General features: G+C 37.6%; 9 protein-coding genes. 6 read left to right on the forward strand and 3 right to left on the reverse strand.

Annotation, left to right across the window (positions count from 1 at the left end; all coding sequences use genetic code 11):
• Window positions 1-44: 44 nt before the first annotated feature.
• Window positions 45-1,364: a D-alanyl-D-alanine carboxypeptidase PBP6B gene (locus ABLB98_RS04115; protein ID WP_348882924.1), complete on the reverse strand. Its 1,320-nt coding sequence runs from the start codon at window positions 1,362-1,364 to the stop codon at window positions 45-47.
• A gap of 171 nt (window positions 1,365-1,535) precedes the next feature.
• Here ABLB98_RS04115 and ABLB98_RS04120 point away from each other — a divergent pair, with 171 nt between their 5' ends.
• Window positions 1,536-3,239 (forward strand): PDZ domain-containing protein, encoded by a 1,704-nt coding sequence (locus tag ABLB98_RS04120; protein WP_348882923.1) that lies wholly within the window; start codon window positions 1,536-1,538, stop codon window positions 3,237-3,239.
• 113 nt (window positions 3,240-3,352) lie between these two features.
• Here the strand turns inward: ABLB98_RS04120 and uraH are convergent, their stop codons facing one another.
• The gene (uraH, locus tag ABLB98_RS04125) at window positions 3,353-3,751 is read right to left on the reverse strand and encodes a hydroxyisourate hydrolase (protein ID WP_348882922.1); all 399 of its coding nucleotides are present in this window, start codon (window positions 3,749-3,751) and stop codon (window positions 3,353-3,355) included.
• Between the two features lie 489 nt (window positions 3,752-4,240).
• Between uraH and ABLB98_RS04130 the strand changes: the two genes are divergently transcribed.
• Together ABLB98_RS04130 and ABLB98_RS04135 are read left to right on the forward strand one after the other, a co-directional pair.
• Window positions 4,241-6,472: an NADP-dependent isocitrate dehydrogenase gene (locus ABLB98_RS04130; RefSeq protein ID WP_249570353.1), complete on the forward strand. Its 2,232-nt coding sequence runs from the start codon at window positions 4,241-4,243 to the stop codon at window positions 6,470-6,472.
• 194 nt (window positions 6,473-6,666) lie between these two features.
• Entirely contained in the window at window positions 6,667-7,317 is a 651-nt protein-coding gene (locus ABLB98_RS04135) for a hypothetical protein (RefSeq protein WP_348882921.1), read from the forward strand.
• A gap of 77 nt (window positions 7,318-7,394) precedes the next feature.
• Here the strand turns inward: ABLB98_RS04135 and ABLB98_RS04140 are convergent, their stop codons facing one another.
• On the reverse strand, window positions 7,395-8,198 hold the full coding sequence (locus tag ABLB98_RS04140) for a pseudouridine synthase (RefSeq protein WP_087545514.1): 804 nt from the start codon (window positions 8,196-8,198) through the stop codon (window positions 7,395-7,397).
• 192 nt (window positions 8,199-8,390) lie between these two features.
• Between ABLB98_RS04140 and icd the strand changes: the two genes are divergently transcribed.
• The 3 genes from icd (at window position 8,391) to ABLB98_RS04155 (ending at window position 13,600) form a co-directional block, all read left to right on the forward strand.
• On the forward strand, window positions 8,391-9,647 hold the full coding sequence (icd, locus tag ABLB98_RS04145) for an NADP-dependent isocitrate dehydrogenase (protein WP_348882920.1): 1,257 nt from the start codon (window positions 8,391-8,393) through the stop codon (window positions 9,645-9,647).
• 221 nt (window positions 9,648-9,868) lie between these two features.
• Window positions 9,869-10,687, forward strand: a complete 819-nt coding sequence (locus ABLB98_RS04150) for a PhzF family phenazine biosynthesis protein (RefSeq protein ID WP_348882918.1) — start codon at window positions 9,869-9,871, stop codon at window positions 10,685-10,687.
• Window positions 10,688-10,831: 144 nt separating this feature from the next.
• Window positions 10,832-13,600 (forward strand): pitrilysin family protein, encoded by a 2,769-nt coding sequence (locus tag ABLB98_RS04155; protein WP_348882917.1) that lies wholly within the window; start codon window positions 10,832-10,834, stop codon window positions 13,598-13,600.
• Window positions 13,601-13,619: the final 19 nt, after the last annotated feature.

Raw genomic sequence — 13,619 nt, forward strand, 5'->3', positions numbered from 1 at the left:
TTTCAACATTGTATGATTAATCTTGATAAAAATAGTAGGTTTTTTTATCCTTGATTTAAAGGATAAATTTTGGCAGCTTTGACATCATTTGTTGAAAAAAACGAGAATAAGTTCGCAAACCAAATCATAATTTTTTGAAAAATATTCGCTTCCTCAATTTCCACGTTATTTTCAATTTGTAAGCTACGAATTAACTGATTATTTTGATAAACCGTCACTGTGGCCAAATTCATGACTTGCGTCAATGGTGCTGTTAAATGCTGTTGATTGAGTTTGATATTGACGTGTGTTTTTGTCGTTTCAAGTGGTTCAATGGTTTTGATTTGCTGGTTTGTATCAAGCAAATGTATACGTTGTGTGAGTAAATCAAAACTATTTAAATCAATTGGTGTCCCTTGATCGTATAAAGATGTTGTTACGATAGTGGGTTGTTGAGTTTCAACTTTGAAAATTTTTAAAGTTGATTTGATGACAGGAAGCTCAGCAATTAGCTTTTGCTTTGGAATCACTTCTTCATCGCGTGTGTATGTATACGCTAAATTCATTAATTTATGCGCGACTTCAGCCCGTTTTACCGCACTTGGTGTTCCAAGTACCACTACAATCAAACGACGCTTATCAACATGTGGATTTAGAGTAGGGCGCTCAGCGGTTAAAGCCAAGTTGTAACCTGCCGCCTTGGTATAACCTGTTTTTAAACCATCTGCTGTTGGATCCATTTTTAATGCAAGATTTGTTGCACGGTGGAAACGTTGGTTATAGCTAAAACTTGGCATTTTTGAATAATGTAAATATTCAGGTGTCTCTTTTACGATCGCTTTTGCTAATAGACTTAAATCTGCTGAAGTTGAGTAATGATCTGTCATGGTGATACCCGCAGGATTACTAAAATGGGTATCTTTCATTCCTAAGGCTTGGGCTTCTTTATTCATTCGTGCAACGAACTGTGGAACACCACCTGAAATTTTTTCAGCAAGCGTAACTGCGGCATCATTCGCAGACATGACAATCAATCCTGCTAAAAGTTGATCAACAGAAATTTGTTCACCAGCTTTTAAATACATTTGGGATTCATCCCACATGACAGTGCTCACCACAGGTGTTGCGGTTAATACCTCTTCCTTACGTAATTTACCTGCTTCGATTTCTTTCAAAGCAATATAAGCCACCATCATTTTGGTGAGCGATGCAGGCGAACGTTGAACATGACTATTATGTTCAGCAATGATTTGACCTGATTGAGCATCTACGATCGACCAAGCTTGCGCTTCAACCGTTTCAGGAGCGATATTAAGTAAATTGGCATGTACTAAATTGGCACATAACAGACTAAACAACGTAAAGAGCGAGAGGAGAAATTTCAAGAGAACACCTAGTGCAGCCGATCCAATGGCATGGAAAGCGAAAAAAAGCATGCTATGACTTTTTTGTTGCAGAATCCAGCAACTTTTGCCAACAATTAAGACATCTACGCATGACTTTGTAAAAAAATGCTAAGCTGTGTGAAACTGTTCCTATTTTTATGATCTAAAACTATGTTGCACTATCAAATTGAGTTTGACGATTATCGCCAACATCTTATTCATGTCACACTTCGTTTCCTCGCTAATCCGAACCAAGAACTTTGGTTACCGACATGGATCCCTGGCAGTTATTTGATTCGAGAGTTTTCAAAACATATTGAATCAGTAAAAGCATCTGATGAAGCAGGGCGGTTACTTAGTATTAAGAAAACGGAAAAGAACCGTTGGCAATTATTCAATACAGATCATGAATTGATTACGGTTGAATATGATGTGTATGCCTATGATTTATCGGTGCGTGGGGCCTATGTGGATCAAACCCGTTTGTATGTCAATCCTGCCTGTGTCTGTTTAGGTCTGCAAGATCAGGAACAATCATCTTGTGAGGTTGAAATTTTCCTGCCTGATGAACTCAAGCATTTCCAGATTGCCACAGGACTGCCAAGTAAAAGTCTGGTTAAAGGACGCTATACTTTAAAGGCAGATAACTACGATCAGTTGATTGATAGTCCATTTGAGTTGGCAGAGCAAAGCCGTTTTAGCTTTGAAGCAAATGGTATTCCGCATGAGTTTGTGATTTCAGGTAAACACAATACAAATCTAGAGCGGTTACAAACTGATATTCAGCAAATCTGTCAGACTGAAATTAAGATGTTCGGTTCTGCACCGTTTCAAAACTATACCTTTATGACTATGGCAACGGGCAATAGTTATGGCGGTCTAGAGCATTGTAATAGCACCAGTTTGATCACACCACGTGATGATTTGCCGAAAGTAGATGAAGCTGAAGAACCGTCTAAAGATTATCAGCGTTTCTTAGGCTTATGTAGCCATGAATACTTTCATTCATGGTTAGTTAAATTTATCCGTCCTGAAAACTTTACGAATTATGATCTACATAAAGAAGGATATACGAGCTTATTGTGGATTTTTGAAGGCTTTACTTCTTATTATGATGATTTAATTTTATTACGCAGCGGCGTTATTTCTCAAAAATCCTATCTGGATTTACTTAAAGCACAGATTGAGCGTTATTTGCAAAATCCAGGGCGCTTTATTCAGTCCGTGTCAGAATCGAGTTTTGATGCATGGATTAAATTCTATCGTCAGGATGAAAACTCAAATAATGCAGGAACAAGTTATTACAACAAAGGTAGCTTAGTTGCGCTTTGCTTAGACTTGGGCTTGCGTTTACGTGGTTCAAACTTAGATGCCTTGATGCGCCGTTTGTATGAAAATACCAAAAAGGGCATTCAGGTCAATGAACGCACGATTTTTGAATTATGTAATGAATTGACTGGGGATAACTGGATTGAACAAATTAATCATTTGATCAATACCACTGATGAATTGCCATTGGATCAACTATTCCCAGAGTTTGGTTTGAGCTATATCGTTAAAAATAACAAAGCATTACCTTTTGGCTTAAAAGTGCTAGATAAAGCTGACGGTGTCATCGTGCAAAATGTTCGCCGTGATAGTGCTGCTGCACAAGCAGGTTTGTCTGCTAACGATGTCATTATTGCGATTGATGGTATCAAAGCATCAGAAAAGTTGTTGGCGAAGTATGCAAAACAAAAAGGCTCATTTATAGTTTATGCATTCCGTCGCGATGAACTGCTACAGTTTGAACTTCATGCTGGAGAGAATCCTCTGAATTCGGTTGAGTTAAAAGTTGAGGATCAAACCAAATTAGAGGCTTGGTTGAAAGGTTGATGCAATTGATAGCGTTGTATATATCATTAACATAAATCTTCAAATGAATGAGGGAACAGATTCAGTGTCCCTCATTTGTATATCAAAATTTTAATTAAGATTTTTGAAAATAATTAGTTACCACGATAAGTTGAGTATCCATAAGGACTAATCAAAAGTGGAATATGATAATGTTCAAGATTGCCATCCACAGAGAAAATTACAGGAACTTCTGGGAAAAATGAGCTTTGCTTATTCTTTTGGAACCATTCACCTGTTTTAAAAGTAACTTTGTAAATACCTTTTTGAAGGGAAGCATCTTCAGGATATAACGCTGTGATCCGACCTTGCTGATTGGTTGTACTTTGGTTAAGCTCTTTCCATTGGTTATTTTCTTGTTTTTCTAAAATAACTTTTACACCCGCTGAAGGAAGTCCATTTTCTAAGTTAAGCACATGTACACTTAAAGGGTTTTGCGCAAAGCTAAAAGATGAAACAGAAATGGCTACGCAAGGAATCAAAACTTTTAACATCTGACCAATCCTAAAAATAAAAAATGATTTTAATCATTTGTTCAAAATATAGGTTTAAAAAGTGTAAATGAAACTTGAGTCGAATATTCGTATGGACTTAAATAATTTATTATGGTTAAGCATTTTTATAAAATATTTGGCAGAAATGAATCGGCAAATAAAATTTTAAAAAATGTAGGGTTTAATCGTACGGAAGTACGCAAGCATTGGTATTTCGTAGTGAAATGTCAATATCACGATATATTACATTGACTGAGAAGTAATCAACGCTGATACTCTCATGTTTTATTTAAGCTAACCGGTTCCTTGGTCACAAAGCGTAAGCTTTATACCATTATTTCGTAGCGAAATGTCAATATCACAAGATATTGCGTTGACTGAGATACGTTGAGGACTGATACTCTCAGACCTTAATCAAGCAAACCGGTTTTAATGGACTGGGCCAAAAGCTCGTTCATGAAAAACTCAACCAAACACAAGGGGCTATATATGGCTGGTGGAAAGTCAAAAATCATTTATACACTGACTGATGAGGCGCCATTATTGGCGACCTACTCGCTACTGCCGATCATTGAGACCTTTACTAAGCCAGCTGGCATAGAAATTGTCAAGAGTGACATTTCTGTTGCAGCACGTGTGCTTGCGGAATTTTCGGAATACTTAAGCGATGAGCAGAAGGTAAGCAATAACCTTGCTGAGCTTGGTCGCCTTACTCAAGATCCAGATACAAATATCATTAAACTGCCAAATATCAGTGCTTCAGTTGCTCAGTTAACAGCATGTATCAAAGAATTGCAGTCTAAAGGATATGCAATTCCTGATTATCCAGAAAATCCAACAACGGATGAAGAGAAAGAACTTAAGACACGTTACGGTAAATGTCTTGGTTCTGCTGTAAACCCTGTATTACGTGAAGGTAACTCAGATCGTCGTGCGCCTGCTGCTGTAAAAAATTATGCGAAAAAGCATCCTCATTCAATGAGTGAGTGGAAACAGTGGTCACAAACGCACGTTTCTCATATGGAAGAAGGTGACTTCTACCATGGCGAGAAATCAATGACACTTGATCGTGCACGTAATGTGAAGATGGAGTTAATCACGAAGAGCGGTGAGACAATCGTTCTCAAGTCTAAAGTTGAGCTTCAAGATGGTGAAGTGATTGACTCAATGTTCATGAGCAAAAAAGCATTGTGTGACTTCTATGAGAAGCAACTTGATGACTGCCGTGAAGCTGGTATTTTATTTTCATTACACGTAAAAGCGACCATGATGAAAGTTTCACACCCGATCGTTTTCGGTCACTGTGTGAAAATTTACTATAAGGATGCTTTTGAAAAACACAGTAAGTTATTTGATCAGTTAGGTATTAATGTCAACAATGGTATGGCAGGTCTTTATGAAAAGATCGCAACTTTACCAACTTCACTCCGTGAAGAAATCATTGAAGATTTACATGCTTGCCAAGAACATCGCCCAGCATTAGCTATGGTTGATTCAGCGAAAGGGATTGATAACTTCCATTCTCCAAACGACGTGATTGTAGATGCATCTATGCCAGCAATGATTCGTGGTGGTGGTAAAATGTGGGGTGCCGATGGTAAACCTTACGATTGTAAAGCTGTTATGCCTGAATCAACTTTTGCACGTATCTACCAAGAAATGATCAATTTCTGTAAGTGGAATGGTAATTTTGACCCACGTACGATGGGTACAGTACCGAACGTTGGTTTGATGGCGCAAAAAGCTGAAGAATACGGTTCACACGACAAAACTTTTGAAATTCCTGAAGCGGGTATTGCGAACATTACCGATTTAGACACTGGTGAAGTGTTGATGTCTCAGAATGTAGAAGAAGGCGATATCTGGCGTATGTGTCAGGTGAAAGATGCACCAATTCGTGACTGGGTAAAACTTGCGGTAAGTCGTGCTCGTAACTCTGGTATGCCTGCGATTTTCTGGCTTGACCCATATCGTCCACACGAAAATGAGTTGATCAAGAAAGTTGAAAAGTATCTAGAAGAACATGATACAGAGGGTCTTGATATCCAAATCATGTCACAAGTACGTGCAATGCGTTATACGCTTGAACGTGTAGCACGTGGTTTAGACACAATCTCTGTGACTGGTAACATCTTACGTGATTATTTAACTGACTTGTTCCCGATCATGGAATTGGGTACTTCAGCTAAAATGTTATCAATCGTTCCGTTAATGGCGGGCGGTGGTATGTATGAAACAGGTGCAGGTGGTTCAGCGCCGAAGCATGTTCAGCAGTTAGTTGAAGAAAACCACTTACGTTGGGATTCGCTTGGTGAGTTTCTTGCGCTTGCAGTTTCTTTAGAAGAGCTTGGTCTTAAAGAAGATAATGCACGTGCGAAGTTACTTGCAGAAACTCTTGATCAAGCAACGGGTAAGTTGTTAGATAACGATAAGTCTCCATCTCGTCGTACGGGTGAGCTAGATAACCGCGGTAGCCACTTCTATTTAGCAATGTATTGGGCTGAAGCGCTTGCTGCTCAAAACGAAGATGCTGAATTGAAAGCGAAGTTTGCTCCTCTTGCAAAAGCCTTAGTTGAAAATGAACAAAAAATTCTTGCTGAATTAAGTGAAGTACAGGGTAAAGCAGCTGATATTGGTGGTTACTACGCTGTCGATCCAGTGAAAGTAAATGCAGTGATGCGTCCTAGTCCAACGCTTAATGCTACGCTTGAAACTATTTAAGTTTTAATGCAGAACTAACAAACCTGTTGGTAATGTAAAAATACCGATGCGAAAGCATCGGTATTTTTTTATTTATAATATTAAATGGTTGAATTAAAGTAGACCCAAATACCAAGGAAATTAATTTAATAGGATATGATGTTGTAAAGATGAAAACTTCAAACACTAATTAAAATTATAGAAGATTGTTTTTGATGAAAATAATGGTTAAAAGTAAGAGCTGGAACGAAATTTTAATAAGTTGTACTTTGCTTGTCATTACTTATGGTATTTTGGCAATGCAAATTGGTACTTTTAATGAAAAATTTAATTACAAATTGACTGAGAAATTTATTCATGAAGATTCTTCATTTAAAATATATAGTTCTTATAAAGTAAAAAGGAAAAACTTTTTTAAGACTTATTACCTAAAAATATATAAAGGAGATCAACTTTTTTATACAGATGAATGTGCCTTATCTTTAGAGAACTATTGTAAATCTATACTTGAAAGTGGAGGCCTACCAATTCAAAACTTAAAATATAAGGAAGGCATAGGGAGATCTAATCAAGATGTTATTTATTATGTTCAGTCTTTTGAGATAATAAATAATGGGGGAAATAAAAAAATTGATTATTCTTTGGTAGACACTAATCCTAAAAAGGGAAATAATATTTTTTTTATAATCATTGCTCTTTTACTATGTTTGGCTGCACATATTTGGATTTTAAGGAAATGGTTTTTAACGAGCAAAAAGAATTTTAGTGAAGTGAATCAATTGGAATATTGGATAGTTAAAATTGGATTGCCATTAAGTATGGTTGTGGCTTTTATCTTATTTTTTAATGAATTTCAGTCTATTTGAGATTTAAACATAAGATTTGGAAAAATAAATATGTTATTAAGGAGCTATTTTATAGCTCCTTAATACTTTAAAAGATATCAACGACCATTACGGTTACGACCACGTGGTGCTTTAGTATTTGGACGAGTTGTACCATTGGTCTTACGACGTGGTTTCTCACTTTCATCCATTTGCCAAATACGCTTTGTACCTGACTTTTTCTTGTTCGGATCTTTTTTATCACCTTCTTTCTTTTTCTGGTGCATGGGTTTACCACCTGTACCGCCTGGTTTTTTCACATATGAGCGAGAACGATACGGTTGATCTTCAGGTAAATCTTTAAAATCAGGATAAAGCAAAGGCTCGATTTCAGTTTGCTCGCCTGGTTGTAAACCTAAACGAACCAAATCAATTGCACCAATTTTAGTGCGAATTAAGCGTAAAGTTGGAAAGCCAACAGCCGCTGTCATACGACGTACTTGGCGATTACGACCTTCACAAATTTGTAGCTCAATCCAACTCGTTGGGATGTTAGCGCGATAACGTACAGGTGGATCTCGGTCCCATAACCATTCTGGCGCATCTACTTTCACTGCGTTAGCAGGTAACGTCATGCCATCAGCGAGTTCAACGCCTTTACGCAATTGCTCTAATGCCTCCTCAGTTACATCACCATCGACTTGAGCAAGGTAGGTTTTAAATTTTTTATTTGCAGGATTTGTAATGTATTGATTCAGACCACCATGATCCGTAAGGAACATAAGTCCTTCTGAGTCAAGATCAAGTCTGCCTGCCAGACGTAAATCTGGATCATGAATAAAGTGAGAAAGTGTAAGGTGAGCTTCATCCTCACGGAACTGTGACAAAACGTCGAAAGGTTTGTTGAATACAACTATTTTCATATGAGTATACTGCTTTGGCTATGGGCGGCATCATAACAATAAAGGTTTCTATTTAATGGGAAAATGTTGTTATTTTCCGTATAAATCTCAAAAAAACCTGTTTTGGACTAAACTGTTTCATGCAATAAAAACGAAAGTATGCCATAGAAGGCATAGTGATAATCGCTAAATACATGAGGGAGAACCTGCAAAATGGGTTATCAGAAGATCGTTGTTCCTGCTGATGGTGACAAAATCACAGTAAACGCAGACCTGTCACTGAATGTTCCAAATCATCCAATCATCCCTTTTATTGAAGGTGATGGTATTGGTGTGGATATTACACCAGCTATGAAGGCAGTAGTAGATGCTGCGGTGTTAAAAGCTTACGGTGGCAAACGTTCGATCGAATGGATGGAAGTCTATTGCGGTGAAAAAGCAGATAAAATTTATGGCACTTATATGCCTGAAGAAACCTTCGAAGCTTTACGAGAATTTATTGTTTCGATTAAAGGCCCTTTAACCACACCTGTGGGTGGTGGTATTCGTTCACTGAACGTTGCTTTACGTCAAGAGCTTGATTTATATGTTTGCGTGCGGCCAGTCCGTTGGTTTGAGGGGGTTCCTTCACCTGTTCAACATCCTGAACTTACGGATATGGTGATTTTCCGCGAAAACTCAGAAGATATTTATGCAGGGATTGAGTGGAAAGCAGATTCAGAAGAAGCTAAAAAAGTTATTAAATTTCTAAAAGAAGAAATGGGCGTAACAAAAATCCGTTTTGATAAAGGCTGTGGAATTGGGATCAAACCTGTTTCTAAAGAAGGGACACAACGTTTAGTACGTAAAGCCATTCAGTTTGCTATAGATAATGATAAACCTTCTGTGACGTTGGTCCACAAAGGTAACATTATGAAATACACCGAAGGTGCATTCAAAGAGTGGGGCTATGAACTTGCAATAGAGCGCTTTGGTGGTCAACTACTTGATGGTGGGCCGTGGGTTAAAATCAAGAACCCTAAAAATGGTAAAGACATCATTATTAAAGATGTGATTGCCGATGCCTTTTTACAGCAAATTTTAATGCGTCCAGCGGACTATTCTGTTATTGCAACGCTTAATTTGAATGGTGACTATATTTCTGATGCGCTGGCAGCAGAAGTTGGGGGAATTGGCATTGCACCGGGTGCTAATATTGGTGGTGCGATAGCAGTTTACGAGGCAACACATGGAACAGCACCAAAGTATGCGGGGCAGGATAAGGTTAATCCTGGTTCAATTATTCTTTCTGCTGAAATGATGTTACGTGATATGGGGTGGGGCGAAGCTGCCGATTTGATTATCAAAGGTGTTTCTGGTGCAATTGAAGCGAAAACAGTAACGTATGACTTTGAACGATTAATGCCGAATGCAACCCTATTGCGCTGTTCTGAATTTGGTCAAGCCATTATTCAACACATGGAAGATTAAACAAAGCTAAGCTAAAGAGAAGGGTGTTTAAGTAACGCCCTTTTTTGTCGGCATTTTTCTAGTTCGATTGTATTGTTTGTTAATATCGTTCTTTCATAGTGTATTTCACATGATTTTTAAACGTATAAATATGCACTGTATCGTTAATTTAGAAAAATCTGTATCTACCATTGATAGACCAAAAGTCCAAAATGGCTGAAAAATGTTTAGAGTCTCATGTCATGAAGATGTATCAAGTTGATGCTTTTACCCAAGTCTTATTTAAAGGCAATCCAGCAGCAGTCATTGTCTTAGATGAATGGTTGGATGAGTATCTCATGCAAAATATTGCATTAGAGAATAATCTTTCTGAAACGGCTTTTGTCAAAAAGATTGATGAGACAAATTATGAAATTCGTTGGTTTTCGCCAACGGATGAGGTCGCTTTTTGTGGACATGCGACACTGGCAAGTGCATTCGTATTATTTAAAGATTTTACAAGAATAAAAACCATTCAATTTCATGTGCGTGAGTTGGGAATTTTTATCGTTAGCCAAGCAGCAGACGGTAAGATTAAAATGAATTTCCCTATTCGAAAAGCTGAACTTATATCTGAATATCCTCAGGAACTTCGAGATGGTTTAACCAAGCCATTTAAAGCGGTTTATCTGAATGGTCAGGCGTATATTGTTGAATATGAAACAGTCGCTGATGTATTAAACGAGCAGCCTGATTTTGAAAAATTAAAGCAATTAGGCGCATTGCGTACTGCAATTACTGCATCTCAACCTGATGTTGCTATTACAGCGAGAGGCGAAGGTCAGTTTGATTGTGTGTCTCGCTATTTTGCTCCTGCGATTGGGATTAATGAAGATCCTGTTACGGGTTCGATTCATACTGCAATTGCACCTTTATGGGCTGAAAAACTTGATCAAACTCAGCTTATCGCATATCAGGCATCAGTTCGAGGTGGGGTTTTAGAGTGTGTGATTGAGTCTAAGGATCGTATTGAAATTTCAGGTTATGCAAAACTGTATATGCAGGCTGAACTGACGATCTAAATTTTAACTAAACCGCTATAAAAACATAGAAAAAAGCTGTTTAAATACACAGCTTTTTTCAAAACATAACTATTAAAAATTTAAACCATTATCTAGTATAGCTTGTTGTTTTTATTTAAATCACCAAAAAAACTCGGATAATCTATGTTAATGCGGTTTAAGCAGCTTACGCTCTCACTTTGTTTGATCGGGTTGAGTGCAACGTCTTGGTCTCAGACAGTACTCGTAAAAAGTGAAAAAAATATTGAAGAATACAAATTAGATAATGGTTTCAGAGTTATTCTTGCACCAAATGATAAAGAAAATAAAGTCTATGTAAATACAGTGTATTTAACAGGCTCTCTTAACGATCCTAAAGGGAAAAGTGGTCTTGCTCATTTGCTTGAACATTTGGCATTTAAAGGCACACAAAATGTAAAAGGTGAGGAGTTTCAGCGTCGTTTGGATCAATTCACTTTAATGACCAATGCCAGTACCGATTATTACTCAACTAAATATTTAAATATTGTTCGTCCTGAAAAAAATGCACTGAATGAAATTCTATACCTTGAGTCTGAGCGTATGGATAAATTAGTGCTACAAGAAAAATTTGTCCCTTCTGAAATCGAAATCGTAAAACGTGAACGTGAAATTCGTATGGATCAACCGTTTGCAGTATTGATGGATCAGATGTGGAAAGCGGCTTATGGCAATCAATATTTAGGTCGATTGCCGATTGGTGATTTGCCTGAATTAAAGTCTATAAAAATGAATGAACTAAATCAGTTTTATAGAACATGGTATGCACCAAATAATGCTGTAATGGTCATTTCTGGAAAATTTGATAAATCAGAAGTATTAAATAAAATTGATCAATATTTTAGTCCGATTCCTGCACGTACTGTGCCTGCACCTGTTCAAGTTCCAGTCTTAGATTCTAGTAAGATTGAGCAGCGAAAATTCACGGTGCAAAAGGGTAGTGATCTTGCTAAATTCCACATTTATATGAATGGAAAAAATACGCAACTACAACCAGCATTAGCACTTGCACCAGCACTTTATACCATGCAGCCTAGTGGTACGTTGTATAAGAGCATGGTAGAAACAGGAGTGAGTACAGCTGTTCAATCAACGACATGGTTGGACCAAGATTTTAATATGGTCTTTATGGGTGCGGTGTATGCGCCGAATCATGATGCAAAGAAAGTTGATGATGCGTTGATTGATGGTGTTGAGAATAGCCAATCATTTACCGACGCAGAATTACAACGTATCAAAACTATTACTCAAAATACCGCTGATACGATTGCAAATGATGCCGTTGCTTTGGGTTCTCGCCTTAGTGATTATGCAGTGTCTTCACAAGGACAATGGGATCAGTACTTCAAAGATTTACAAGCCATTCAAGATTTAAAATTAAATGATGCCAATCAAACATTAAAACAGTTTTTAGTATCATCGCATCGTATTTCGGGAGATATTCAGCCTACGCCTGAAGATCAAAAGAAAGCGATGACACTCAAGGCACAAGATAAACCTAAAACCTTAGACCAAAGTGCCGAAAAGCCTGAACCTTTGAAAGATGTTGCCATTTATCAACAAGAAGTCACTCAATTTGTCGCACAGTCTGCGCAGCAATTGCAAAAAAATGAGCAAAAAATTCAACGTGGTGAATTAAAGAATGGTATTCGCTATGCTTTATTCCCAACCACAACACGTGATGACAAAACCTATGCCACGATTAGCTTAGATTTTGGTACAGAAAAATCACTGTTTGGTAAAGGAGAGACCTTAGATTTAACCAGTTATTTAATGTTGCGTGGTTCTGAAAAACATACACTGCAAGAAATTACAGATAAAGCGATTGCAGCAAGTGGTGGAGCATCTATCACTTCAAATGGTAATGGTTTAACAATTGGGATTCAGGCAAAAAAAGATAAGTTTGAAGATTTTTTAAACTTTATTGTCGATGTGATGAAGCAACCTAAATTTGCACAATCGGAATTTGATTTAGCAAAAAATCAGAGTTTATCTGCATTAGATCGACCTTATACTGAACCTGCTGTAGTCGCATCTATGACTTTGGCAAGATTACTTGAAACCTATCAACCAGGTGATTTGCGTTATCACTTTGAACCAGAGTTTGCCAAGAAGCAGTTAAATGCGGCTACGCAAGCACAGGTGAAGCAATTCTATGATCAATTCTTTGTGACAGATCATGGTCAAATTGCTGTGACAGGTGATTTCGATCCGAAAAAAATGCAAAACACTCTACAGAAAGCATTTGGACAATGGAAAACGAAACAGCCGTACCAAAAAATTACTTCTCCTTATGTTGCTTTCAAAGCTGAAAAAGTCCATGCACTCTCCGAGCAACGTGAGTTTGGTAGTTATCAAAGTATCCTGACTATTCCTGTAGGTGCTTATCATCAAGATGCTCCTGCACTCATTATCCTTAGCCATATTATGGGTAACTCGCAATTGTCTTCTCGCTTGGCGCAGGAATTACGTGAGAAAAATGCACTTGTTTATGGATTTGGAAGCAACCTTGATCTAGATTCTGATACCGATAGTGGATCAATTAGTATTACTGCGAATTATACAGCTGGTCGTTCTGATCAAGTTTCTCAATCTGTTCATAAAGTATTAACTGATTTGCTAAGCAAAGGTGTGACTGAACAAGAGGTTGAAGCAGCCAAAGCCGATATTATGAAGAAGCGTGTGACTTCATTAGAAGATGAACGAAATATTCATAGTATGCTTACGGGTCAATTAGAGCGAAATAAAACCTTGATGGATCGTGCTGAACGAGATCAAGCACTTGCAAAGTTGAGTAAGGCAGATGTAGATGCTGTAATTAAAAAATACATCAAATTGGATCAGTTTGTGGAAGTGATGGCTGACCAATATGGTAAAGCCCAAGACTTAAAATAACAGACCAAAAGAAAGCCAC

This window comes from Acinetobacter yuyunsongii, assembly GCF_041021915.1.
In the GTDB taxonomy this organism is placed as follows: Bacteria; Pseudomonadota; Gammaproteobacteria; order Pseudomonadales; family Moraxellaceae; genus Acinetobacter.